The organism is Agathobaculum sp. NTUH-O15-33 (assembly GCF_033193315.1).
In the GTDB taxonomy this organism is placed as follows: domain Bacteria; phylum Bacillota; class Clostridia; order Oscillospirales; family Butyricicoccaceae; genus Agathobaculum; species Agathobaculum faecihominis_A.
Genome location: NZ_CP136187.1, coordinates 2,929,582 through 2,954,681 on the forward strand (window position 1 = coordinate 2,929,582; position 25,100 = coordinate 2,954,681).

A 25,100-nucleotide genomic window follows, 5' to 3' on the forward strand; every position below is an offset into this window, starting at 1 on the left:
AAAGCCCCATTTCGATCGAGTATTCCGGCTTCTGCGCGCGCCTTTTAGGCACACTTGAAGTCGGTTTGTATAAAATCCGAGATACATGCTCCCGGATTTTATGGATTTTGCTTTTTCGGCAAAATCCTATTATATGCGCGCTGCGGCGCGTGGAGGTTCTTTGACAAGCTGAAACGGCGCGGTTTTTATAAACCGCGCCGTTTTTTGCAGTTGCAACCGCAGGTTGCGTATTTTCCATGCCGAAATGGTGGAATGCTACCGCTGTTTCCGGTAGAATACAGGTATTCGGCAAGGAGGTAACCAAACATGCCACTGAATGAAAATATCCAAAGCCTGCGCCGCGAACGCGGCCTTTCGCAGGAAGAACTGGCCATAACGTTAGGCGTATCCCGGCAAGCCGTGAGCAAATGGGAGCTCGGCGACGCGACGCCGGACACGGACAAGGTGATCGCGCTGGCGAATTACTTTGGGGTGACAACCGACTATCTGCTGCGCGATCTCGCGCCGGAAACCGCCCCGGCACAGCAGCGCGCTCCATCGGCGCAGAAACGCTTTGCGCCCATGCTATTGTGCATCGGCTGGTGCGGCTCGGCGCTTGGGCTGTGCCTGCTGCTGTACGGGCAATATTTCGCCGCAAACGATTGGCCGCGGCTGATCGGGCTTATGCTGCTCGTTTTATTCGCCATACTGCCTCTTGGTTCCAGTTTGATGTTGCGTCAAGAGGACGAACAGGCGGGGCGCGCGTTCCTGCGGCAATTCTGGCGCGTCAATATTTGGCTTGTCACGCCCGTGCCGTTGATCTGGCTTGGCGGCAGCAGCATCTTGGCGCATTTTATCTCAAGCGGGCTGGCCGAACATCTTTGGAGCGTCCTGCCCGAGCCGTTGTGGGCGCTGGGTCGTCTGGCTGTATTCGCGGCGCTTCCCATTGCGCTTTACATCGCGATCTGCCTGCTCGTCACTTTTTTACTGCGAAAAAAATCAAAATAAAAAATATGCCAAAAAAGCTTGACTTCGCCCCACGGCTTTGCTATAATAAATATCGCGCTGGTGAGAACGGCGCGATAGAAAATGCGGCTGTAGCTCATCTGGTAGAGCGCCACCTTGCCAAGGTGGAGGTAGCGAGTTCGAGCCTCGTCAGCCGCTCCATAGCGAAAGCGCACTGTGATATACAGTGCGTTTTTTTCATGCGAAGGCAGCTTCCGAACTTGCTACCTCCACCTTATTTTCATCAGGAGGTGGGGCCCCCGTTAAAACACAGTTTTAACGGGGTATCGTGAGCGAGTTCGAGCCTCGTCAGCCGCTCCATAAAGAGAACGCACTGTGATATGCAGTGCGTTTTTTCTTTTACCTAAATCTCATGCCATTCAAACGTTAAAGGTGCTTATAAATTTGTTTACCCATTTTCCCTACGGCAAAAATCAAAACAGCGGTAGCCAATAGGACGGCAAACAAATAGTTGATCAGTTTATCGTAAAGGTATCCATAGAGCCAAATGCCCGTCGGGAAAGCCGCGTTAACCGCCGCAGTATAAAAGGACATGGTACGCCCCAGCATCTGATCCGGGACATTTTGCTGGATCGCCGACAGGATCAAGATTCCCGCGATGCTTGCAAACATAAAAATGACAACGCCCGCCAGCACCAAGATCATATATGTCACATAGGCGGTGGCTCGCAACAGAAAAGCCATGCCCAAAAGCGCGATCGCCGCCCCCATGATCCAGAACAGCCGATAGGTCTGGCTTAGCGGAAAGCGGCTTGACAGGCTTCCCGCTATGATTCCGCCAATCAAGCCAGCGGCGCCCATGAACGCCTGCGCGCATCCGTTCAGCGCCGCGCTCAATTCCAAGACGACCGATATGATAAAAGGCGCCCCCGTCGTAATGAACGGCTGAATCAGCAGAACAAAGGCGGCGTTTAGCAGGATCGCCCCCAAAACGTGCGTCCTTTCCTTTGTCAAAAACCGAATCCCTTCCCGGTAGTCTTGTCTGAGCAGCCGCATAGATAATGTTTCCCGCCGTATGCTTACGATTGGTATCTCGATCCATAGCTCCACAAAGGCGGCAAGACAAAAGCATATTGCGCAGCCTAAAAAAATGCTTTGAACGCCCATGAGATCGCTCCTTGTGACGATCCCATAACACACACCGGCCAATAAAGGCCCCGCTAATTGGGCGGCCATATTGATCTGGCTTACTATGGCATTCGCTTTTACAAGGTTGTCTTTCGCTTGCAGTAGCGGAATTGTGGATTGAACGATCGGCGTTTCAAAAGAGGATAGGATCGACAGAACGACCATGGCGACCGTTATGCCGGCCAGCGTATGCGGCAAACGCATGGCAAGCGCTAAGCAGACCGCCAGCAGACCATACATACCGTCCAGCCCGACCATAAGATTCTTTTTGTTTTTTCGATCCGCCAAAAAGCCAACCACCGGAGACAGAAACACCGGAGGTAAATAGCCGATCGCCGTAATCATACCGAACAATGCGGCGGACCCAGTCAAATCTAAAATCAGCAGCGAAACGGTAAATCGCAGCAATACCGTCCCAAAGAGAGAGACCGCCTGTCCAATGATCAAGAAAAGAAAATTGCGATTTGATCTTTTGCTCATCATGACACACCCACTTTCTTATTACCTTCTACAGTATACAAACAAAAGCCTGACACAGCGTGTCAGGCTTTTGTTTGTATACTGCCGGTCGGCTCATGGATAGCGTGCCAGCGCGGCTTTATATTTTTCGATTATACGCTGCTTTACCGACTCTGGGCGGATTATGGTCACCCGCTCGCCGAAGGACATCAAAAAATCATATAGCCATTCGGTTTCAGGCAATGTCAGCTTTACCGTATACCCGTTTTCACGCGCTATGATCGCGCTGTCTTCCAGCGTATCGTATAGACGGTATCCGACCTCTAACGGAAATTGCAATTCCAGATCGATCAGAGCGCCCATATCCCGAGGTTGTGGATAAACTTCGGGGGCTGCTTCCGGCAGTTCGTTAAAATACGTTTCCGTTAAGCGGAAATCCTTGATACGCGTCAGCCGAAACAGTCGATCCGCTTGGCGGGTCAGGCAAAAAGCGAACAAATACCACGCGCGGTCCTTATAGACAAGCTTTCGTGGATACGCTTCCCGCTCGCGCTTGGCCCCGGTAGAATCGTAATATACAAAGCGGATCTTCCGTCTTTCCAAAACCGCTTGCCGGATCTGCACAAATAATTGGTTTTCATATTCCGCGATACTGCCCCAGCGGGAAAAATCAACTTCGATCCAATCCGAAAGCCTGATTTGAAAAATTGCGCCTAACTTCTTTAAAACACCATCCACTTCTGGAAATTGTACGGCTGCAAGGCTTTGAATACCGGAAAGTAACGCTTGCTTCTCTTGATCCGAGAAAAGGGATCGATCCAAAACGTAGCCGTCCAGCAGCTGTATGCCGCCGTTTCGCCCCGTTTCGGTATAAACGGGAATGCCCGCGCCGCTGAGCGCATCCACATCCCGATAAATGGTGCGAACGGACACTTCAAATTTCTCAGCCAATTCCGGCGCAGTCGCATGCCCTTGTTCCAATAAATAATACAGCATCCCAAACAATCTGCTTTGCTGCAACCCATCACCTCCGCAAGCGGCAGAACCCCGTTTTTCAACGCGCCTTACTTCACGATCTGTCCCAGCAGCTTTTCAAACTGCACGCCGTGCATGGGATCAGTGCCCTGTTCGGCCGTATAGGCAATGCAGTCCTTTACGAATTCGCCGGCGCGGGTGCAGGCGTTCGGCAGGGATACGCCGTTCAGCAGCGCGCCCAGCATCGTGGCGGCAAACAGGTCGCCGGTGCCGGGATAATACCGGTCGATCCGGCGGTGCAGCGTCAGCCCCCCGCCCGCATGGCCCAAGCAGCCGGTGCCCACCTTGCCTGTTTCAAAGTCCAAACCGGTCAGCACGATCTCGGCCCCGTAGGTCTGCTGCAGCGCGCGCATCCATTCCCAAGCCTCGTCGTCGCTTTGGGGTTTGCCCGCGGGATCGCGGCCCAGCAGAATGGCGGCTTCGGTCGTATTCGGCGTAATGATATCCGCGATCGCGCACAGCTCGCGCATGCGCGTGCACATCTCCGGCGTGTAGGTCTCGTAAACTTCGCCGTTATCGCCCATCACAGGGTCGATCACTGTCAGCCCGCCCTCCGCGCGCAGACGCACGGCGGCCTCGCGCACGCGGTCGATCTGCGCGGCGGAAGCTAAAAAGCCCGCGTAAACGGCTTCAAACCGCAGCCCCAGCGCATCATATTGGTTTATCGTGCCCTCCATCGCGTCCGTCAGGTCGGTCACGGCCCAGTGCGGGATCGCGGTATGAGTGGAGAACACCGCCGTCGGCAGCGGCACGCACTGATGCCCGGCCGCGGACAGCACCGCGATGATCGGCACCAGCGAGGAACGCCCAAAGCCGGACAGATCGTGCAGCGCCAAAACTTTTTTCTGCATTGCGTTTTTCACATCCTTTTTTACTCTGTCCATCATACGATGCTTTTGCTCCGAAGTCAATCATCCTTGCTTTATAGCGGTCGTAATGGTAAAATAATATAGAAATCACGGCCGCTGCCAAAGGAGTATATCTATGCTGAAAAAACGTATCCTACCCATATTGTTGCTACTGTGCCTGCTCGTCCCGGCCGCGTCGGCCGCCCGCATACCGGAGGAAGGGCTGCACGGCGTATGGGTCTCCTCGGTGTATAATATCGATTATCCATCCAAGCAGGGCTTGACGGTGGACGAGCTGAAAAGCGAAGCCGACGCGATACTGGACAATGTCGCCGCGATGGGCCTAAACGCGGTCTTTTTGCAGGTCCGCCCATCGGCGGACGCGCTTTATGAATCCGCGTTGTTCCCTTGGAGCCGCTATGTCAGCGGCACCTGCGGCGAAGCGCCGGCGGACGGCTTCGATCCCCTCGCCTATTGGGTGGCGGGCGCGCACGCGCGCGGCTTGCAGCTGCACGCATGGCTCAATCCTTACCGCATCACCAAGGAAGGCAAGGACGAACTGGACGCTCTGCCTGAATCCAGCCCCGCGAAGCAGCATCCGGAATGGGTGGTGGAGCACGACGGCAATTATTATTTTGATCCCGGCCTGCCCTCCGTGCAGGAGCTCGTCGCGGACGGCGCGATGGAGATCGTGGAGCGGTACGAGGTGGACGGCATCCATCTGGACGACTATTTCTACCCCGACACTGAATTCAACGACGCTTCTACCTTCGCCCGCTATGGCGAACGGTTCGACAACATCGACGATTGGCGGCGCGACAACGTCAACACCCTGATCGCGCTGCTCGATAAATCACTGCACAAGCTCGATCCCGACTGTTCCTTCGGCGTAAGCCCGGCGGGCATTTGGGACAACAAGCGCGACAACGCGCGCGGCAGCGAGACCAACGGCCGCTCCTCCTACCGCGAGATCTACTGCGATTCGCTTGAATGGATCCAAAAGGGCACGGTGGACTATATCTGCCCGCAGATTTACTGGTCCATCGGCTTTGAAGCAGCGGATTTCTCCGTGCTGCTCGATTGGTGGCAGGAGGCCGTGCAGACCTCGGATGTGGCGCTTTACATCGGCATGGGCGCTTACCGCATGGCGGAGGCCGAGCCCGGCGACGTATGGTACGGCACGGACGAGCTGGGCCGCCAGCTCGCGCTGATCGACGACGGCAAGGATATTCAGGGCGAGGTGTTTTTCAGCTATTCCTCGCTGGTGAACACTTCGGGCGCCACTCAGCTGCTGACCGACTTCTATGAACCAAAGCAAACGGATGAAGGCCTGACCCAGCCCGAAAAACAGGCCGATACGCTTGCCGAGATATTTTCCCGTTTTATCTTGGCCCTGTTTCAGTAAGCGCTTAGGAGGTGCATCCCCTTGTCCGATCTTCTTTCCCGCGAATATGAAGTCAATTTCAGCCACATCGATAACCGCGGTATCGCCCGCCCGTCCTTCGTATTCGACGTCATGCAGGACGCCGCGACCGTCCATGCGGAGGAACTGCATCTGGGCCGCACCGAGCTGCGCGTACTCTGGGTGCTTTCCCGCATGCGCGTGACGCTCTCGCGCCCCTTCCTGCCCTATGAGCGCATCCGGTGTGAAACTTGGTGCCCCGGAATCCGCGGCGCGAGCTGGTACCGTTCCTTCGCGTTCTATGCCGATGAGCAGCAGGTCGGCGAAGCGCAATCCATGTGGGTCACACTGGACCCGGATACCCACCGTATCCTGCGCCCCACCGTTTTCCCCGCGGCCGACGGCTACCTGCACACCGCGCGCGGCGAGCTGTTTGAGCCGCTCGGCAAGCTGAGCTGCGAGACCGTGCGCCTGCACCATGTTCACCCGGTATGCTATTCCGACCTTGACATCAACAATCACGTCAACAACGCCAAGGTCGTCGACCTGATCTCCGACGCGCTCGACCTGCAAAAGCAGCCGGGCTTTGTTTCCGCCCTACAGGTCAACTACACCGCCGAAACACAGTTTGGCGAGCAGGTGGAGCTGTACTGCGGCACGGTGGACGGCGCACGCTATGTGCGCGGCGCCGCCCACGGCGAAACGCATTTTGAAGCGCAGGCGACGCTCTCCGCGCTGCCCGCCGGAAGGAGCTGACGCACGTATGGAAGCCGTGGCACAGATCTTATCGGATATTTTGAAAACCTGCCGCCCCAGCAAGGTATTGCTCGTGGGCGAAAAGCGCACGATGTCCACGCAAAAGCTCAAATCGATCAGTCTATGCGTAATCATACCCGAAGGCGATACCCGCGCCCTGCGGTGCAAGCTGCATCTGGCCGCTTCGGCGGACGTGCCGCTCACGCTGCATGTCTACACCGCGGACGAGTGGGCGGCGCTGCTGAAGGAAGAGACGAGCTACGCCGCTTGGATCGCACGGAAAGGGCAGGTGCTGTATGAGCAGACGTAGAGGCGCATCAGACAGCCACTTCTACTATAAGTGGCTCGACAAGGCGCTCTGCGACCTGCAGTGCGCCCGCATTCTGCACACCTTTGGCGGCGACCACTACAACATCGCATTCCACTGCCAGCAGGCGATCGAAAAGGCCCTGAAAGGCTACCTGCTGTTTCGCACCGGCCGTCATTTCGACGGGCACAACCTGACTTATCTGTGCCGTCAGGCGATCCGGCTCGATCCCGATGCCTTTTCCGAGTATCTGGATGAAAGCGCCGCGCTGAACGATCTGTATATTGAAACCCGCTACCCCACCGATCTGCCTTTCGAGATCGACGACCGCGAGATCATCCGCTATCTCGACATGGCGGAGACCATGTTCGCGGCCATCCGCAAGGAACTGTACGCCACAGGCCGGCCGCACACCATCCAAAGTGAACGAATATAAAAATATCCGGCAAAGACCGTTTGGTCTTTGCCGGATGTTTGTTTATTTGGATTAAATGCGTTCCCGTTTCTTTTCCCGTGAAACCGTGACGCCGTGGCGAATCGGCTTCCACTCGACCTTTTGCAACAGCGCAACGACCGAGATCGGAATATAAGTAAGCATAAAAAACGGGAAGGTAAAGGTATAAAGGATTTTCTTTGCAGTCGAGCCTTCGATGTTTTTCCACTCGGCCGCCATCGTGACCGCACCGAACAAAAACAGGCTCATGGAAATGCCCTTGACCGTCATAAGCAGGATGCGCAGCATCATGCGCATGACGCGGTAAACAATAAAGGTGGGCTGTGAGAAGCAGGCGAAGCAGATCAGCAGGCCAACGGCAAGCGCGCCAAGCGTGATCAGGTTGCTGGGCGCCACCGTCATCAGCATATCGTAGCAGGAAAAGCCCTTGCGGCCGCCGCGACCGATGCCGCGCACCAGCGTGCCGGTATACTTCGCATCGATCTGGTAAAAGCCCTTGCTCCAGCGCATGCGCTGGTCCCAGGACTGGCGGAATTCAGTGGGCTGCTCATCATATACGACCGCGGTGCCGCAGTAGCCGATCTTACGGCCCAGCGTGGCACAAACAACGGAAAACTCAATATCCTCGGTCAGCAGGTGATAGGGCCAGCCGCCGTCCTCCCGGATAACCTCCGCGGAAATAAGGAAGCCGGTGCCCGATACCGCGCAGTTGACGCCCATCTGCGCGCGCGGCTTGTTGAGCAAACGCGCTTCGCGCAGGAACCACAGCGCATAGCCTGCCGTGATCCAGTTGTCGCAAAAGTTTTTGGAGTTGCGGTAGCTTGTCAGCGCGGCGTACTCGCCATGGGCAAACATCTTGTTCATTTCTGAAACAAAATTGGGGTCTACGATGTTGTCCGCGTCAAAGACCATGTAAGCGTCGTAGTAATCATCGCCCTTTTGCTCGGCGATCGCTTTCAGCAAATAATCCATGGCGTAGCCCTTGCCCACCTGCACCTTGTTGAAGCGCTCAAACACGGTGGCTCCGGCCTGACGCGCCACACGCGCCGTGTCATCCGTGCAGTTATCCGCAACAACGTAAATGTCGAGCAGTTTTCCCGGGTAATTTTGCCGCTTCAGGCTGTGGATCAGATCAGCAATCACCACTTCCTCGTTTCGGGCGGCGATCATCACCGCATAACGCCCTAGCGAAGCGTCTTGGCAGCCCCGTTTGCCCCGGCCGATCAGGCCGGCGACTAAGTAAAACAGCTGATAGGCATAGGCCACTGAAAAAAAGACAAACAGCACAAATTGCAGTGTCTGTAAAAATCGTAACATATTTGTTTGTGATCCCCTTTACTTTAAGGTTCTGGTTGCTCACTTACTCTTGATGTCCACGTATTATCATAGCACTTTACACAGTATTTGCAACCTTTTTTTAGGCAAATCCACTTGATAAAATCATTTTTCACTCTTGTCACAAAAAAGGATGCACGCAAGGCGGTTTTTTTATCACTCTTTTTCGTCAAACGCCGTAACTTTACCGCAGGTAGGTCCGTCCATATTTTCCATGCTGGCATTGTTAATAGTATCGCACAGAAACCTGAAGAAATCACGCATAAAATTCTTAATTTTTTCTGAATTTTTTACGCACCTGTTTTCTCAGCCCGCCGCCGACATGTCAAAGCACCGGGAGGCTCAATGCCCCCGGTGCTTCAGACTGTCAAAAAACTATTTTTTGACAGCCTGTCGATCGAAACAAAGCCCCATTTCGATCGAGAATTCCGGCTTCTGCGCGCGCCTTACAGGCACACTTGAAGCCGGTTTGTATCAAAACCGAGATACTTGCTCCCGGTTTTGATGGATTTTATGCGCGCTGCGGCGCGAAGGGTGCTTTAACATGTCAAAACACCGGGAGGCTCAATGCCCCCGGTGCTTTTCTTTGCGCTTTTGCTGATGCTTGGCGTATCGCTCGGCTTGCTCGCGCTCGCGTTCCTCGCGGGTGCGGACGCGCCGCGCTTCCTTGCCCTGTTCGCGCTGGGCGGCAAGGGCCTGTTGCGCCTTGGTGCCCACGCCCGTCGCTTGCAGTTCACGCTTAACCGCGCGCTGCATGCGCTTCGGGTTGACGCGCCGCTCGCTTTGGCCATCGGCACGAACCGGCGGACTGAATCGAAGGCGCCGCCAATTCTGCAACAGAAAGGCGTACACCTCATAATCCCGCGGCTCCGCGCCAAACATCCACTTGCAGGCCTCATACCTGCCTTCCGTTTCCCGTTCGTAAACGCCGACCCAAAACGGATCGTCGAAAAAAACGGTCACGCGGCTTTGAACCTTACGCATGGTCCATTCCTCCTTTAGGTATCGCTCTGCAAGGAACGGACAACCAAAGGAGGCAGGTTACTGACGGCGTTTCCGCCGCGCCCGGACTACCGACCGGACTGTGTTTTTATCCTTGCCCCTTCATTATATAGAAGGGCCTACGTCTTGTCAATCGCGCCGGATCACGGCAGGGCCGAAGGGACAGCGCCCCGGGATGGTCCAATACACCAGCCGCCCCACACCGGCGGCGCGCAGCATGGCCTTAGAAGCCGCATCCGTCCATTCGTACTGCGTTTTGCGGTTCGTCCAGTACCGTCAAGCACAAAAAAACCGGCCAAAAGGCCGGTTTTGATCGTTTAATAAAGGTTGCGCTTTTTCATTAGATACCATGCGCCCGCGCAGGCAACCATGGAGATGATCAGGGGAATCCACCAGAACACATCGCCCGGAATCGCGCCGTTTTCAATATTCATACCATAAAAACCGAACACGATATTGGGAATGGTCATGATGATCGTCAGCACGGTCAGCACCTTCATGATGATGTTCAGGTTATTCGATACGACCGACGCGTACGCATCCATCGTACCGGACAGGATGCTTGAATAAATGCCCGCCATTTCAATGGCCTGCCGGATCTCGATCAGCGCGTCTTCAAGTATGTCGCGGTCATCCTCATAGAGCTTGAGCACCCGGCCGCGCAGCACCTTTTCCATCGTTACTTCGTTGCCCTTTAGGGAAGCCGAGAAATAAACCAGCGATTTGGACAGACCAAGCAGCTGGATCAGCTCCTCGTTCTGGAAGCGAATCGTACAGGCGCTTCTCGATCTTGGTAAAGTCGCGCTCGATCATGCGCAGGTTTTTCAAAAAGCGGCCCGCCACGCGCAGCAGGATCTGAAACACGAAGCGCGTACGCATCGAAGTATGTACGCCCTTTACCGCGCCCTCCGCGATCGAGCGAAGGATCACGCTATCTTCAAGACATACCGTGATGACAGCCGCCCCGCCCACGACGATGCCCATTGGCAAGGTCGAAAACATCTGCTGGCCGCCCTCCACCGAATTTTTTTCGACCATCGGCACGTCAATGATCATGAGGAGCTGGTCCTCCTCGACTTCGACACGGGAGCTTTCTTCCGGGTCGAGCGCCGCGCGGACGAACTCTTCTTCCACGCCCGCGGCGCCGGAGATCATATCGATCTCATCCGAGCTGGGGCGCACCATATTGACCCAGCAGCCCTCCTCAAAGGCGGAGAGCTCGGTCACTCTTCCATCGATTGTTTTGTAAAATTCTACCATTTCCTGCCACCTTTCTGCGGCAGGCTACCGGAGCGCCTCGCCGCTTATTCGTTTTCGATCAATACTTCGGGGTTCCGAACTCACGACGTTCACTCCTTTGTTACAAAATATCGAGACGTGAGGCGGCGGAAACAAATTTCCGCCGCCTCACGGGCTCTTCCATAAAACATGCGTTGGGCGCAAGCCCAGCGTTTTTACCGATCCTTATCAAATATGCGCATCAGTACATCGAACGCGGCATCGTCGGAGCCGACCTCATTAGAGGGCGAGGGCTTGTCCTCCGCGGCCGTTGCGGTCGCTTCGGTGAACAGACCGGCGGCCTGCGCGGGTTCGTCCTTCTTGCCTTCTCCGCTCATGCGAGCGGAATTGGGCGCCTTATCAAAGCCGGTCGCAATAACGACGACGCGGATCTCATCGTCCATCTCATCATCGATGAAAGCGCCGAAGATGATGTGCGCGTCCGGGTGCGCGGCCTGCTGCACCATGGTCGCCGCGGTCTCCACTTCGTCCAGACCGATATCGTCCGAACCGATAACGGATACGATGACGCCGCGCGCCATATCGATCGAGGTTTCGAGCAGCGGGCTGGAAATCGCCATGCGCGCCGCTTCCGCGGCTTTATCTTTCCCAGCGGCGCGGCCGGTGCCGATATGCGCGAAGCCCGCGTCCTTCATGACGGAGGTAACGTCGGCAAAGTCAAGGTTGATGAAGCCGGGCACGGTGATCAGTTCGGAAATATTGGCGACCGCCTGACGCAGCACGCCGTCCGCGATTTCAAACGCGTTTTTGAACGTGATCTTCTGCTCGGATACAAACTTTAAGCGTTCGTTCGGGATGATGACAAGCGAGTCGACGTTCTTGCCCAGTTCGTCGATACCGCCGAGCGCCTGCTCCAGACGCTTTTTGCCTTCAAAGCCAAAGGGACGGGTGACAACGCCCACGGTGAGGATGCCCATTTCGCGCGCGATCTGCGCCACGACCGGCGCTGCGCCCGTACCGGTGCCGCCGCCCATGCCGGCGGTGATAAATACCATATTGGTGCCCGCGAGCGCGGCAGTGATCTGATCCTTGCTTTCTTCCGCCGCCTTGCGGCCGATCTCGGGGTTCGCGCCCGCGCCCTGACCCTTAGTCAGCTTTTCACCGATCTGGATCTTGGTATCCGCCTGCGAGTAGTTCAGCGCCTGCATATCGGTGTTCACCGAAATAAACTCAACGCCCTGCACGCCGCTGCTGATCATGCGGTTGACCGCGTTTCCACCGCCGCCACCGATGCCGATAACCTTAATGTTAACTACATTATCGAGGCCCTGTTCAAACTCAAAACCCATTCTTGCCATCCTCCGTTTATGATAAAGAATCTAACTGACTGATTAATTTTCGGTCTATGGGAAGCTGCGCACTTTCCCGCGCGCGGCCATATGTCCCTATTGTTTTAATTTTAACCCTTTTTGACTGGTTTTGCAACAGATATTAGTGAATTCCTCAAAAAAACTTTGAAATTTCTGTGCCATTCGACCAAAAGGCGCTTAAGCCCCGTCGTCTTCCCAATTTTCATCCTCCTGATCGCCTTGGTCGTCTTCGGCGTCCCCGGTATCGTCCGCGCCGTCGGTTTCGCCGCCGCCGTCCTCCATACCGTTCAGCGTTTCATCGGGTCCCGCGCCGTTTTCCGTTTTTTGGCCGTTTTGCAGTGCCGTTTGGTCCACGCCATCCAGCGAAACCGCCGAATGCGCCACGTTCTCGGCCGCGTCCGGCACAAAGTGCAGCCGGTCCCGCGCGTCCCAATACAGCCGTCCGATGTCGGACGGGGATAGCCGGTCGCTGATGACGATGGATGCGAACCGCAAACGATAGCTCAGCTCGTCCACCGTACCGACGCGAATGTCGAACCGCCCCAGATAGCCGATGCGGATATCGGTCAGCGATTGCAGGTTGATAAATTTCAGACCGCCTACCATGTCTCCCTCGCGCAGCGCGTCCAGCACGCACATCAACGCGTCGGCGTAAGCGTCGGTCGTGCGGTCGATCACCTTGCCGGGCTCCATGCCCATCAGCGAAACGCCGGTCGCGACCGGCAGGCCGCCGTCGTCCGCGCGCTGCTCCAGCACCTTGCCCTTGTCGCTTACGAGATAGTAGCCGCCGTCCGACGGCACGGCGAGCGTGGGCTTGCATTCGGTCACGGTCACGGTTAGCTTGTCCGGCAGCTTACGGCGGATCAGCACGGATTCGAGATAGGGGAACTTGGCCAGCAGCGCATCGCTGGTTTTTACCTTGTTCCAAAGATATAGGTTGTCCCCCACTTTCACATCCATACCCGATACGATCTCGGCCTCGGTATAACGCGTCGTGCCCGTCACCTCGATCGCGCTGACCTTGAAAAACACGGTCAGCGCGGTAATGGCGGCGGCAACCAGAATCAGCAGGAACGCCGCGCGCCCCACCGCGTGCAGAACGCGCTGCCGGCGGCTGGCCTGTCTGCGGCGGGCGGCGGGCGATTTCTGCCGCCGCCGTTTATTCCCGGGCGTTTTTTGTTTTCGTCGTTTCATGGTCTTCCGCCCTTTTGCTTATTTTTTACCCGATGCGATCGCCTGCATGATCTGGCGGTAGATCGTTTCGCTGGCGTCCGGAGAAGCAAGCCTCGTCGCCGCTCTGCCCATCGCGCGCAGCCGGGCGTCGTCCGACAGCAGTGCGCGGATCAGGTTGAACATCGTTTGCGGCAAAGCGTCCTTTTCCAGCAATACCCGGCAGCCTCCCGCATTTTCAAGCGCGCGCGCGTTTTTTTCCTGATGGTTCTCCGCGACAAAGGGAGAAGGCACCAAAATGCTGGGCCGCCCCATCAGGCACAGCTCGCCGAGCGTGGCCGCGCCCGCGCGGCACAAGATCAGATCCGCCGCGGCCATGCGATCGTCCATATCATAAATATACTCGACCAGTTGCAGGCCCGGGTGGTTTTCCAGATCAGCCCCCTGCTCCGCGGCAAGCTTCGGCAGCCACTCGCGCGCCGCCGCGCCCGAGGCGTGCACATGGTGATAGCCGACGTTGTTTTTGCATTCCAGCGCCAGCAGACCGGCCATATGCTCGTTCATATATTTGGCACCCATCGAGCCCCAGAAAGAAACGACCAAGCGGTCATTTTCGGCAAGTCCGTACTTTTTTCTCGCTCTTTCGCGGTTGGCTGCGGCTATTTCACCCCGCACAGGTGCGCCTGTGACGATCACCTTGTCGCCGCCGCCAAGCGCTTTTTTTGCCTCTTCAAAGCAGACCAGCACGCGGTCGGCTTTTTGCGCCAGCATCTTGGTCACCTTGCCGGGCAGGGCGTTCACCTCGAGCAGCACCGTCGGGATGCCGAGCTGCTGCGCGGCCTTTACCACCGCGAACGAGGCATAGCCGCCGCAACCGATAACGCAGTCCGGCGCGGCCTTCCGCAGCAGCCGCTTGGCTTTGGCTACCGCAGAAACAGCCAGCTTCGCCGCCTTTAGGTTATGCGCGATGCCCTTCGGGCTCATCGAGCGCGAAAGGCCGATGATCTCGATCGTATCGAGCGGATAGCCTTCGCGCGGGATCAGCTTATTTTCAATACCCCGCGCCGAGCCCGCGAAACGAATCACGGCATCCGGATGCTTCTGCTCAAAATAGCGGGCGATGGCAAGGCCGGGCGTCACATGCCCGCCGGTTCCCCCGCCCGTAATATACAACTTCAAACCAATTCCCCCCGTTTGCACCGCAAGGCCGGCATAAGCCTATCATACCCCCGCGCCGCAGCGCATCAAAAATAGAGAATTCCGGCTCGCCGGAATTCTCATAAAAAGGCCGAGCTCCGCTCAGTCTTTTTTATTCTAATTATTCCGCCTGCTTTGCGTCAACCCGCATATAGCGTGATATATTCAGTAATATGCCCATCTCGCCCATCTGCATCAGCAGCGCCGTGCCGCCATAGCTGAAAAACGGCAGGCTCGCGCCCGTGACCGGGATAATGCCCGTGACGACAAACAGGTTCATCAGCGTTTGAATGGCGAGCTTGGCGGTGATACCGGTGGCCAGCATGCAGCTGAACCGGTCGGGCGCGGCGCGCGCGATTGTAAAGCCGCGGTAGATCAAATAGGCAAAGATCAAAATGACGATCAAAGCGCCGATAAAGCCCATTTCCTCGCTCCACGAGGCAAAGATAAAGTCATTTTGCGGTTCGGGCAGATACAGGTGCTTTTGCCGCCCCTGCCCAAGTCCAAGGCCGAACAGGCCGCCCGAACCGATCGCGATCTGGCTCATCGAGCCTTGAAAGCCCTTATTCGCCATATCGATAAACGGATCGAGCCAGACGTTGATGCGGTCTTGCACATGCTCTAGCTGCGTATAGAACACCACGCCGAGCGCGCCGCCCGCAATGCCGACGGGGATAAAGTACCACAAACGCATGCCGGCCGCGAACAGCATAACGACCGCCATGCCGAGGATGATGATGGTAGCCGAGGTATGCGGTTCCAAAAACAGCAGGCCCGCGAACACGATAAGCAGCAGACCATACGGCCGCGCCATGGTTCTCAGACTGCGCACGCTCGATGGATCGCGCGCGATCCAGTAGGCAAAGCAGACGATAACGGCCAGCTTTGCCAACTCGGACGGCTGAAAGCCAAACAGCCAGCGCCGCGCGCCGTTGGTCACCGTGCCGATGCCGGGGATGGCCACAAGCACCAGCAGCACGACCGCCGCACCCATGATCGGCTTATAAAACCGCGCGTAGACGCGGTAATCGATCTTGGAAATCAACATCATCGCGGCAAAGCCCGCCGCGGCGAACATGCCCTGACGGGCGATAAAAAAGGTCGAACTGCCGTAACGGTAATAACCGGTCGAATAGCTGGCCGAAAACAGCGCGATCAGGCCGATCACAAGCAGCAGCGTGATGGACAGCAGCAGTCCGGCATCCCACGTTTTGGCGCGCGCGCGGGCATGGGTACGGGCATGCGTACGGGGCAGCGTTTGCTGCCGCACCGCGGGCAGCCGTTCTTTGGTCGAAATAGTAGCCACGTAGGACACCTCACAGTCTCAGGGAAAATGGATGAACGTTAACGCATCGGTGTGATGACGCCGTAATAGGCGAGCGCGCACAGCAAAATGGTAACGCCCGCAAAAATGAGTACGATTTTCTTTTCGCCCCAGCCGCACATCTCAAAATGATGATGGATGGGGGCCATTTTAAACAGGCGCTTGCCTCCGGAAGCCTTAAAATACGTCACCTGCAAAATGACGGAAAGCGTTTCGATGATGTACACCAAACCGACCAGCAGCAGGATGAGCGGCATATCGCACGCAAAGGCAAGGCCGGCCACCGCGCCGCCGAGAAACAGCGAACCGGTATCGCCCATGAACACCTTGGCGGGATTGAAGTTATAGATCAAAAAGCCCGCCAGACCGCCGGCCAGCGCCGCGGCAAAAATGGTAACGCCGATATTGCCGCGTATGATGCCCACGGCGGCGAAAAACACCGCGACCGGCAGGGTCACGCCCGCGGCCAGTCCGTCGATGCCGTCCGTCAGGTTGACCGCGTTATCCGCGCCGACGATGACGAACGCCGCGAAGATGATGTACACGGGCCATGGAAGGCCGAACGTGATATCGGTAAACGGCACCCAGATGCGGGGCAGGCCGTCTTCGCTTTGCAGAAACAGGATGACGATAAACGCCGCCGCGACCAAGATTTGCAGGATCAGCTTTTGGCGGGCGGTCAATCCGGCGTTCTCCCGTTTTTTGATCTTGGCGTAGTCGTCCACCAGACCGACCGCACCGTACGCGACCGCCAAACCGAGAATGGCGAGCGAGGATACCTGCAACCCGCCGGTGAGCAGCTGGCCCGCAGCCACGGCGACCGCGATCCCGATGATGAACATGAAGCCGCCCATCGTCGGTATGTTTTGCTTATTCATATGCCACTTGGGGCCGATCTCCAGAATCTTCTGCCCAAACTTCATCTTGCGCAGATAGCGGATGATCGCCGGGCCGATGGCCGCGGTCGCGATAAACGCGATCGCGCAGATCAGCAGTGCTTCTCTCATTCTTCCACGTCCTCCCCCAAAAACAGGCCGAGCGCCCGTTCCATTTTCATGCCGCGGCTGCCCTTGAAGAGCAGCGCGTCGCCGGTGCGCGCGGCTTTCACCAGCTCGCGCACGAGTTCATTCTGGTCGGCAAAGGCAAACGCCGCGGCCATGCCCTGCTCCCGCGCGCCGCGCACCATGGCGTCCGCGTCCGGGCCGTAGGCATAGAGCGCGTCGGCGTTTTCCGCCGCCGCGCGGCCCGCGCGCCGGTGGCCTTCCTCCGCGTAATCGCCCAGTTCCAGCATGGAGCCTAAAACCGCGATGCGGCTGCCGGTATCGCCCATACGCCCCAGAACGGCGAGCGCCGCCTCCATGGCGTCCGGGCTGGCGTTATAGCAATCCGCAAAAATGCGAAAGCCGTTTTGCTCGTAAATGTTTTGCCGCATGCCGCTCGCTTCATACGAAGCAAGGCCGCGCGCGATCCGCTCCGGCGCTTCGCCCAGCACAAGGCCGACGGCGGCGGCGGCCAGCGCGTTGAGCACATTGTGCGCGCCCGGCAGGCTCAGCTTTGCCGCAAAGCTTCCGTTCACCGGCAGGGTCTTGCACGAAAGGCTGTTATTGATGATGGTAAACGAGCCGTCCGCCGCCATGCGGCAGGTCAGATCGCACGCCTTGTTTTCTATGCCGTAAGTGACGGCGCGGCAACCGAGGGAACTTCGTTTTTCCCACAAAAGCGGCTCGTCGCCGCAAAGAACGGCGCAGCCGCCCGGTTTTAGGCCTTCCAAAATTTCGAGCTTTGCCTGCAAAATGCCCTCGCGCGATCCTAAAAACTCAATGTGCGAGGTACCGATATTGGTGATCACCGCGATATCCGGCCGGGCCGCCATGGTCATGCGGCTCAGCTCGCCGAAGTGGTTCATGCCCATTTCGGCCACCATGACCTCGGTCTCCCGCGTCATGCGGAAGAGCGTGAGCGGCAGGCCGATCTCGTTGTTCAGGTTGCCTTCTGTTTTCTGCGCGCGGAAACCCTCCGCAAGCACGGCGTAGGTCAGCTCCTTGGTGGTCGTTTTGCCGACCGAGCCGGTGACGCCGACCACCTTGCCCCCGCACAGCTCCCGGTACCCGCCCGCAAGATCAAGCAAGGCCTGCGAGGTGTTTTCCACATACAGCGCGGGCACCCGGTATTCCTCGCTCCGGCGGTGGGACACAATCGCGCCCGCGCCGTTATCGATCGCTTTGGCGATGAAATCATGGCCATCGTATTTATCGCCGCGGATCGGCACAAACAGCGCGTCCGCGGGAATATGTCGGGAATCGGTCGAGACGGCGTTCAGCACCGCTTCGCCCCGCGCTTCTCCTTTGGTCCAAGCCTCGGCCTGCGCAAGCGTAAAGCGTTCCATTCGTTCGTCCCCCATACAGTTATTTTTTACTTCCTTTTTTCCGCGTAATACGCGGCCACGATCTCGCGCTCATCCATGTGGTGCTTGATGTGGTTGATCTCCTGATACGTTTCGTGGCCCTTGCCCATCAGCACGATGATATCATCCTTCTTCGCGTGGTCGAGCGCCCAGTGGATGGCCGCGGGCCGGTCGGCGATCACCTTGATCGGCGTTTTGCTTTCCTTCATACCGGCTAAAATATCTTCTATGATGGCGTCCGGCTGTTCGGTGCGCGGATTATCCGAAGTGACGATGCAAAAATCAGCCAGCCGCGCCGCGATCGCGCCCATCTTGGGGCGCTTGGTCTTGTCGCGGTCGCCGCCGCAGCCAAACAGCGCGACCACGCGGCCCGCGGCAAAGCCGCGCACGGCCTTCAGCACGTTTTCAACGCCGTCCGGCGAATGCGCGTAATCGATCAGCACCGTGTAATCGGTATCGGTCGGCACGACCTCGACCCGGCCCTTCACCCCGGTCGCAGTGCCGAGCGCTTCCGCCGCCTGCTCGATCGGCAGGCCGAGCTGTAACACGATGCCCAGCGCGGCCAGCGCGTTTTCTACCGAAAAATGTCCGGGGATCGCGAGCTTTACCCGCGCCAATCCGTCCGTGGTGCAGGCGATGAATTCTACGCCGTTCGCGCGCATCAGGATGTTTTTGGCAGTCAGCCCAGCCGCGTCCTTATCGCAGGAAAAGGTAAGGGTTTCACATTTCGCATCTCTCAGCATCGCCTCGGCCGCCGGGTCGTCAAGGTTTACGACGCCCTTATCGCACATGGAGAAAAGCAGCGCCTTTGCTTTGCGGTACTCCTCCATTGTGCCGTGAAAATCAAGGTGGTCCTGTGTCAAATTGGTAAACGCGCCCACCGCGAAACGAATCCCGTGCACGCGGTCCAAAACCAGCGAATGGGAGGAAACCTCCATGACCACATGGGTACAGCCCGCGTCCCGCATGCGCGCAAACAGCGCGTGCAGCTCATAGCTTTCCGGGGTGGTGCGCTCGGTCTCGATGATTTCGCTGCCGATCAGATTTTGGTTGGTGCCGATCAGCCCGACCTTATGGCCCGCCTTTTCCAGCATGTGCTTGACAAGGTAGGTGGTCGTCGTTTTACCGTTCGTACCGGTCACGCCGACCATGACCATGCGGTCCGCCGGATGGCCAAAGCGGTTAGCCGCGATCTCGGCCAGCGCGCGGCGCGCGTTTTTCACGGTGACGACGGGCGCGCCGTCAGGCGCCTCTTCGCACACGATCGCGGCCGCGCCCTGTTCGAGCGCCTTCGCGATATATTGGTGCCCATCCGTCGCGTAGCCGCGGATGGCGACAAACAGATCGCCCGGGCCTACTTGACGCGAATCATACCGCACCTGCCCAATTTCCATATCCAGATCGGCGGCGGCGTTTTCTACCGCCACGCCCGCGAGCAGTTCCCGCAGCTTCATGCATTTCACTCCCAAAACTCATTCTTTTTTAATCGCCGACGTCGGTCGAGTTGGTGAAGTCCACCGTAATAACCGAGCCGATATTCACCTTGGTGCCGGATACCGGGTTTTGTTTGCCCGCCACCGTTTCGCCGGTCGTCTGCGAGGTCGCGACGCCCTTGCGCTTCATGTACAGGCCGAGCTCGCTGAGCGTATCGCGGCATTCCTGCGGAGACAGATTGATCAGGTCGGGCACGATGATCTGCTCGGTCGGCTTAGACCCGCCCATATACAGGATGACCGAGCCGGACGCGGGGATCTTGATACCGCCCGCGGGCACCTGATCGGTGATCGTTCCGCCCTCGTTGCTGACAACGCGGTAAGACAGGCCGACTTCCTTCAGCGCGGCCGCCGCTTGATTTTCATCCATGCCAATCAGACTGGGCACCGATACCTCGCGGCGGTCGGCTTCCTCGTCCGCGTACATCGGGGTGACGCCGATATAGGGCAGCACATCCTCCATCACGCGGCCGACCACGGGCGCGGCGATCGCGCCGCCGCCGTGCGTTGCGGATTCCGGCAGGTCGTTGATGGCGACGAGCACCGCGATCTGCGGATCGTCCATCGGCGCGACGCCGATGAAGGACGCGGTATAACGGTCCTCCGTATCGTCCTTTTCTTTCAGCAGCTCGGAGGTAGCGGTCTTGCCGCCCACGCGGTAACCCGCGACATAGGCGTTTTTACCGGTGCCGTTTTCGACGACCTGCTGCATCGCCTGCCGCATGAAGGCCGAGGTTTCAGCCGAAATGACCTGCCGCACCACGGTGGTTTCGGTGGTGGATTTGACCGAGCCGTCCGGCCCCAGCACTTCCTTGACCACATAGGGCTTTTTGAGCTTGCCGTCGTCCACGATCGCGGCGACCATGTTGATCATCTGGATCGGGGTCACGGTAAAGCGCTGACCGAAGGACGCGACCGCGAGCGATACTTCGTTCCATGCCGACGTATTGGTGATATCGTGGAAAATACCCTTCTGCTCGCCCGGCAGATCGATGCCGGTGATCTCGGTCATGCCGAAGGCCTTGTAAAATTCATAGAAACGGTCCATACCGGTCTTGAACGCAATCTGCATCATGGCGACGTTGCACGAGTTCATCAGCGCTTCGGTCAGATTCTCGGAACCGTGGCCGCCCGCCTTCCAGCAGTTGATGGGCTTGGACCAGTCGCCTACCATCAGCGAACCGCCGCAGTTGTACGTGTCGTTCGCGTGCGCGGTGCCGATCTCGTACGCGGTCGAAACGTTCATCAGCTTGAAGGTGGAGCCGGGCTCGTAGGTGTCCATGATGACCGGGTTGCGCCACATTTTGTTCAACTCGTCAATGCGGACGTTGCCGATCGCCTCGACCAGCTTTTCGTTGGCTTTCACGCTTTCGGGCAGGTTTTCCATGCCGCCCTTCTCGTAGTATGCGTCGGGAATGTCCGCGGAAACCCCATATTCCGTTAAAACCGCGGCTACTTTTGTTTTCATTTCGTCCTGATACCGCTGATTGGTGATAACGCGCGGCTGGTTGGGATCGAAATCGGGCAAAGACGCCATGGCGAGGATTTCGCCGGTCTTCACATTCATGACCACGCCGGAAACGCCGTCGCGCGCGTCCGGGTTATCGGCCATGGCGGTCTCCAAATGCTTTTCCAGATAGCTCTGAATGTCGTTATCGATGGTGAGCACCAGCGAATTGCCGTCTGTCGCAGGAATATATTGCTCGTAATCGTACGGCATATCCTGATTTTTCGCGTTTTGCGCGCGCACGACGCGGCCGGCCGTGCCGGCAAGCTCCTCTTCGTACTTGGCTTCCACGCCGATTACGCCGTTGTTGTCTCCGCTGACATAGCCCAACACAGCGGACAAATACGCGCCGTATTGGTAATATCGCTTGGTATCGGGCTCCGGATAGACGCCCTTGCAGTCCGCGTCCTCAAGCGCTTTGTACAGCTTGTTGGATGTTTCTTTATCAATCTTTTCCGCGATTTCCTGATAAGCGGTGTCGGTGCGCTGCACCTTTTTGAGCACGGTTTCGTAATTGAGCGAAAGCTCCTCCGACAGGATCTTAGCCAGCGTTTCCTGCTGCTGCTCGGCCGAGATACCCGCGTCGATCTTATCCTCGTCTATCACGTTTTTCGGGCTGATCGTCACCTTTTCGGTGGTGGCGGATTCAGCAAGGACTTGCTTGTTGCAATCATAGATCGTGCCGCGGTTGGGCGTGATGATCGAATCGCGCGTTTGCAGCATCGTTGCCTTTTGCACATAAAAATCATGGTGGAACACCTGCATGTAAAGCAGCCGTGCGCCCACCAACCCAAAACCCACGACCACGAATAGCAGCGTCAAAACGACGACACGCGACCGCATTTGATTGTTCGGACCCTTCATAGCCATGTCTTTTCCTGTTCCTCCACCGAAAAAGCGTAAGGAGTCAGAAGTGTTTGCCACCTCTCACTCCCCGTACCGCTATCCTATTCAAGTTTTTACCTAAGATATTCCACTACCGCGGAAAAGCTGCGGACCAAACCGGAAAACAGCGAGCTTAACGAAACGCCGGAATCCTTTACCGTTACCGTGTCCGGGTTGACCAGCTCCACATATTCGATCTGGGCGTTATCCATCTTGACCATGCCCAGATTGGTCACCGCGTATTGCTCGATCTCATCCATGTTCAGGTTATACGTCTTTTTGCTGGAAAGCGAAACGCTTTCCGCCGTCAGTTCGTCGAGCCGTTCGGTCTGTGCCGTGACTTCGGCCGTAAGCTGGGTCAACTGCATCTGACAGATCAGGATGTAGACCACCGTCAGCACGACCGCCGTGAAGCTTGCCGTTACCGCCGGGCGAAGCCTTCGCTTTTTGCCGGTCTTTTTTTTCGGCACCTCGCGCAGCTCCCGCTTGGTTTGCTTCGGAACAGGCATAAAGCGCTCTTCATATTGCTCATACGCTATGCTGTCCCGGCTGGCACTCATCATGGTCAAGGATCCTTTCTCCCGCTTGCTCTATAGCTTTTCGCACACCCGAAGCTTGGCGCTGCGCGCCCGCGGGTTCTCTTCTATCTCCGCTTCGTCCGGCAGGATCGGCTTTCTCGGCGTTAGGCGCACCTTGGGTTTATTGCCGCATACGCAAACCGGAAAACCCTTGGGACAGGTGCAGCCCTGCGCCGCCCGTAGGAAGGCGGTCTTTACGATGCGATCCTCCAAACTGTGAAACGTGATCACCGCCAGACGGCCGCCGGGCGCCAGACAGTCTATCGCTTTTTCCATCGCTTCGTTCACGGCGGAAAGTTCGTCGTTCACCGCGATGCGGATCGCCTGAAAGCTTCGCTTGGCGGGGTGCTGTTTTTCGCGCCGGGCCTTTGCAGGCATCGCGCGGCGGATCAGGTCGGAAAGCTCCAAGGTCGTCTCAATCGGCTTTTCTTCCCGTTCGCGTTCGATCGCGGCCGCGATGAGCGGCGCGTAGCGTTCCTCGCCATACTCGAAAAGAATGCGGCGTATCTCTTCCCGGCTCCAGCCGTTCACCACCTCGTAAGCGGTAAGGCGCTGGCTCCGGTCCATGCGCATATCGAGCGGCGCGTCCTGCATGTAGGAAAAACCGCGCTCTGCGTGATCGAGCTGGGGCGAGGAGACGCCCAGATCGAACAAAATACCATCCGCCCCAGCAAGGCCGAGGTCCGCGAGCACGCGGTCTATCTCTCTAAAATCACTTTTTACCGGCGTGACGCGGTCCCAAACATCCGCAAGACGGGTCTTTGCGTTTTGGAGCGCCTCGTCGTCCCGGTCGATACAGATCAGCCGACCGGTTTCATCCAGCTTTTCAGCGATACGGAGCGAGTGCCCCGCGCCGCCGGTCGTGGCGTCCACATAAACGCCGTTTGGTTTGATTTGCAGCGCCTCGATACAGGGGCCCAGCAGAATGGATACATGGTGAAATTCCATAAGCCCCTCCCCTAATCAGGCAGTGTTAAAATCCTAGGTCTTCCATCGCTTCCATGATACGGTCATCCGTGATGCCGCTGTTATAGGCGGCCCACTTGGCGCTGTCCCAGATCTCCGCATGGTTCGATGCGCCGATGATGGTGGTCTCCTTGCTCAGTCCCGCAAACTCCCGCAGGTTGACCGGAAGCAAGATGCGGCCCTGCGCGTCCATCTCCGCGTCAAACGCCGCAGAGAAAAAAAATCGCTGCAGATCGCGGGATTTGCTCATCGGCAGCGAGCGTATACGTTCTTCAAGGCCTTCCCATTCCTTTTCGGGGTAAATGGCAAGGCAGCCATCGAGTCCTTTGGTCACGGTGAAACGGTCACCCAGCTCCTCTCGAAGCTTGGCAGGCATGGCCAGACGCCCCTTCGCGTCTATGGAATGCTTGTATTCCCCTTTCACCGATTTTACACCACGCTTTCTCTTTGGTGGAACTCATGACACTTCTCCCCACTTCGCACCACCATGAATCCATTATAGCGGCAGGCCCCTCATATTGCAAGATGTTTTTCGGGAAATGTTGCAGAAAATAAGCCTCCAATTTGCGTTTTTTTCGTTTTTTCGCTGTTTACAAACACCTGTTCGATGAAATTACAATTTTGCTGTATTACCCGGTCATTTTCCCAAAGTGGGGCGAAATCCCTACCTTTTTCTGTATTTCACACGACCCGACGATTTTCGCACGCAAAAAAAATAATGCATAAAAAAAGAAACGGCCGAATAACCATTCAGTCGTTTCTTTCCATGTGAACAAATGTTATTTCGCCACGCTTTTAAAGCGCTGGCGGGCCTTTCGGACCTCTTCCAGCGAAAGGGCGACGGCCTCCTCGGTGCGTTTGAGGGTATCCTCGCAGTACTCGTTGGCGACGCGGCGCAGTTCGCGGGCCTGTATTTCAGCGTTTCCGGCAACCTCTTTGGCTTTCCGGCGCGCGGCGACGACGATCTCGGTCTCGGATACCATCTGGCGAGCGTCCTCCTCGGCCTGACGGCGGATCGCCTCGGCCTCGCGCTTGCCGGCGGCCAGCATATCGTTGCGTTTTTCCACGATATCCTGCGCCATTTTCAAATCGTTTGGCAGCGTGGCGCGCAGGTCATCCAGCAAGTCGAGCAGGCGGTCGCGCTCCATGATGCACTTTTCACCTGCCAGTGGAATGCCCTTTGCATCCTGCACCATATCGTACATGCTGTTGATCAGTTCGTCTAAAGTTGCCATC

General features: G+C 57.3%; 24 protein-coding genes and 1 tRNA gene. 6 read left to right on the plus strand and 19 right to left on the minus strand.

The window, feature by feature from the left end; translation table 11 throughout:
* The first annotated feature begins 306 nt into the window (after window positions 1–306).
* Complete coding sequence (locus RWV98_RS14145; protein WP_317861554.1) at window positions 307–987, plus strand: helix-turn-helix domain-containing protein; 681 nt, start codon at window positions 307–309, stop codon at window positions 985–987.
* Window positions 988–1,070: 83 nt separating this feature from the next.
* Window positions 1,071–1,146: transfer RNA gene (locus tag RWV98_RS14150), tRNA-Gly, on the plus strand.
* 225 nt (window positions 1,147–1,371) lie between these two features.
* On the opposite strand, the gene RWV98_RS14155 is transcribed toward RWV98_RS14150, so the two are convergent.
* The 3 genes from RWV98_RS14155 to RWV98_RS14165 all read right to left on the minus strand — a co-directional run bounded on the left by RWV98_RS14155 (window position 1,372) and on the right by RWV98_RS14165 (window position 4,478).
* Complete coding sequence (locus RWV98_RS14155) at window positions 1,372–2,613, minus strand: MFS transporter (RefSeq protein ID WP_317861556.1); 1,242 nt, start codon at window positions 2,611–2,613, stop codon at window positions 1,372–1,374.
* 93 nt (window positions 2,614–2,706) lie between these two features.
* The gene (locus RWV98_RS14160; RefSeq protein WP_317861558.1) at window positions 2,707–3,612 is read right to left on the minus strand and encodes a helix-turn-helix transcriptional regulator; all 906 of its coding nucleotides are present in this window, start codon (window positions 3,610–3,612) and stop codon (window positions 2,707–2,709) included.
* Between the two features lie 44 nt (window positions 3,613–3,656).
* Entirely contained in the window at window positions 3,657–4,478 is an 822-nt protein-coding gene (locus RWV98_RS14165; RefSeq protein WP_317861560.1) for a pyridoxamine kinase, read from the minus strand.
* Between the two features lie 133 nt (window positions 4,479–4,611).
* Between RWV98_RS14165 and RWV98_RS14170 the strand changes: the two genes are divergently transcribed.
* From RWV98_RS14170 to RWV98_RS14185, 4 genes are read left to right on the plus strand one after another with little or no spacing between them, the layout of a single operon-like run.
* The gene (locus RWV98_RS14170; protein ID WP_317861562.1) at window positions 4,612–5,880 is read left to right on the plus strand and encodes a glycoside hydrolase family 10 protein; all 1,269 of its coding nucleotides are present in this window, start codon (window positions 4,612–4,614) and stop codon (window positions 5,878–5,880) included.
* A 21-nt stretch (window positions 5,881–5,901) separates the two neighbouring features.
* A complete protein-coding gene (locus RWV98_RS14175; RefSeq protein WP_317861564.1) occupies window positions 5,902–6,633 on the plus strand; it encodes an acyl-[acyl-carrier-protein] thioesterase in 732 nt (243 codons plus the stop codon).
* A 7-nt stretch (window positions 6,634–6,640) separates the two neighbouring features.
* Entirely contained in the window at window positions 6,641–6,943 is a 303-nt protein-coding gene (locus tag RWV98_RS14180; RefSeq protein WP_280963565.1) for a hypothetical protein, read from the plus strand.
* Entirely contained in the window at window positions 6,930–7,376 is a 447-nt protein-coding gene (locus RWV98_RS14185) for a HEPN domain-containing protein (protein WP_317861566.1), read from the plus strand. The genes RWV98_RS14180 and RWV98_RS14185 overlap by 14 nt, the downstream gene beginning before the upstream one ends.
* Window positions 7,377–7,427: 51 nt before the next feature.
* On the opposite strand, the gene RWV98_RS14190 is transcribed toward RWV98_RS14185, so the two are convergent.
* From RWV98_RS14190 to RWV98_RS14265, 16 genes are all read right to left on the minus strand, one after another.
* Entirely contained in the window at window positions 7,428–8,711 is a 1,284-nt protein-coding gene (locus tag RWV98_RS14190) for a glycosyltransferase family 2 protein (protein ID WP_317861567.1), read from the minus strand.
* Between the two features lie 582 nt (window positions 8,712–9,293).
* Window positions 9,294–9,713 (minus strand): YjdF family protein, encoded by a 420-nt coding sequence (locus RWV98_RS14195; RefSeq protein ID WP_280962107.1) that lies wholly within the window; start codon window positions 9,711–9,713, stop codon window positions 9,294–9,296.
* A 335-nt stretch (window positions 9,714–10,048) separates the two neighbouring features.
* Entirely contained in the window at window positions 10,049–10,480 is a 432-nt protein-coding gene (locus RWV98_RS14200) for a magnesium transporter CorA family protein (RefSeq protein ID WP_317865771.1), read from the minus strand.
* Window positions 10,368–10,991, minus strand: coding sequence for a CorA family divalent cation transporter (locus tag RWV98_RS14205; protein ID WP_317861570.1), 624 nt, complete (start codon window positions 10,989–10,991; stop codon window positions 10,368–10,370). The genes RWV98_RS14200 and RWV98_RS14205 overlap by 113 nt, the downstream gene beginning before the upstream one ends.
* Window positions 10,992–11,185: 194 nt before the next feature.
* Window positions 11,186–12,319, minus strand: a complete 1,134-nt coding sequence (gene ftsZ / locus RWV98_RS14210) for a cell division protein FtsZ (RefSeq protein ID WP_280962105.1) — start codon at window positions 12,317–12,319, stop codon at window positions 11,186–11,188.
* Window positions 12,320–12,517: 198 nt separating this feature from the next.
* The gene (locus tag RWV98_RS14215; RefSeq protein ID WP_317861572.1) at window positions 12,518–13,534 is read right to left on the minus strand and encodes a cell division protein FtsQ/DivIB; all 1,017 of its coding nucleotides are present in this window, start codon (window positions 13,532–13,534) and stop codon (window positions 12,518–12,520) included.
* An 18-nt stretch (window positions 13,535–13,552) separates the two neighbouring features.
* Window positions 13,553–14,689: an undecaprenyldiphospho-muramoylpentapeptide beta-N-acetylglucosaminyltransferase gene (gene murG, locus RWV98_RS14220; RefSeq protein WP_317861573.1), complete on the minus strand. Its 1,137-nt coding sequence runs from the start codon at window positions 14,687–14,689 to the stop codon at window positions 13,553–13,555.
* 139 nt (window positions 14,690–14,828) lie between these two features.
* Window positions 14,829–16,013 carry a putative lipid II flippase FtsW gene (gene ftsW / locus RWV98_RS14225; protein WP_317861575.1) on the minus strand — a complete coding sequence of 395 codons (1,185 nt, stop codon included), beginning with the start codon at window positions 16,011–16,013 and terminating at the stop codon, window positions 14,829–14,831.
* A gap of 38 nt (window positions 16,014–16,051) precedes the next feature.
* Entirely contained in the window at window positions 16,052–17,038 is a 987-nt protein-coding gene (gene mraY / locus RWV98_RS14230) for a phospho-N-acetylmuramoyl-pentapeptide-transferase (protein ID WP_317861576.1), read from the minus strand.
* Complete coding sequence (locus RWV98_RS14235; RefSeq protein WP_317861578.1) at window positions 17,035–18,417, minus strand: UDP-N-acetylmuramoyl-tripeptide--D-alanyl-D-alanine ligase; 1,383 nt, start codon at window positions 18,415–18,417, stop codon at window positions 17,035–17,037. Before RWV98_RS14235 ends, mraY begins: the two co-directional genes overlap by 4 nt.
* A 26-nt stretch (window positions 18,418–18,443) precedes the next feature.
* Entirely contained in the window at window positions 18,444–19,889 is a 1,446-nt protein-coding gene (locus RWV98_RS14240) for a UDP-N-acetylmuramoyl-L-alanyl-D-glutamate--2,6-diaminopimelate ligase (protein ID WP_317861580.1), read from the minus strand.
* 28 nt (window positions 19,890–19,917) lie between these two features.
* Complete coding sequence (locus RWV98_RS14245; RefSeq protein ID WP_280962098.1) at window positions 19,918–22,305, minus strand: penicillin-binding transpeptidase domain-containing protein; 2,388 nt, start codon at window positions 22,303–22,305, stop codon at window positions 19,918–19,920.
* Window positions 22,306–22,394: 89 nt separating this feature from the next.
* Window positions 22,395–22,889 carry a hypothetical protein gene (locus tag RWV98_RS14250; protein ID WP_317861581.1) on the minus strand — a complete coding sequence of 165 codons (495 nt, stop codon included), beginning with the start codon at window positions 22,887–22,889 and terminating at the stop codon, window positions 22,395–22,397.
* 21 nt (window positions 22,890–22,910) lie between these two features.
* Window positions 22,911–23,846 carry a 16S rRNA (cytosine(1402)-N(4))-methyltransferase RsmH gene (gene rsmH, locus RWV98_RS14255; protein WP_317861583.1) on the minus strand — a complete coding sequence of 312 codons (936 nt, stop codon included), beginning with the start codon at window positions 23,844–23,846 and terminating at the stop codon, window positions 22,911–22,913.
* Window positions 23,847–23,871: 25 nt separating this feature from the next.
* Window positions 23,872–24,288 (minus strand): division/cell wall cluster transcriptional repressor MraZ, encoded by a 417-nt coding sequence (mraZ, locus tag RWV98_RS14260; protein WP_280962095.1) that lies wholly within the window; start codon window positions 24,286–24,288, stop codon window positions 23,872–23,874.
* Window positions 24,289–24,643: 355 nt separating this feature from the next.
* Window positions 24,644–25,099: a hypothetical protein gene (locus RWV98_RS14265; RefSeq protein WP_280962094.1), complete on the minus strand. Its 456-nt coding sequence runs from the start codon at window positions 25,097–25,099 to the stop codon at window positions 24,644–24,646.
* Window position 25,100: the final 1 nt, after the last annotated feature.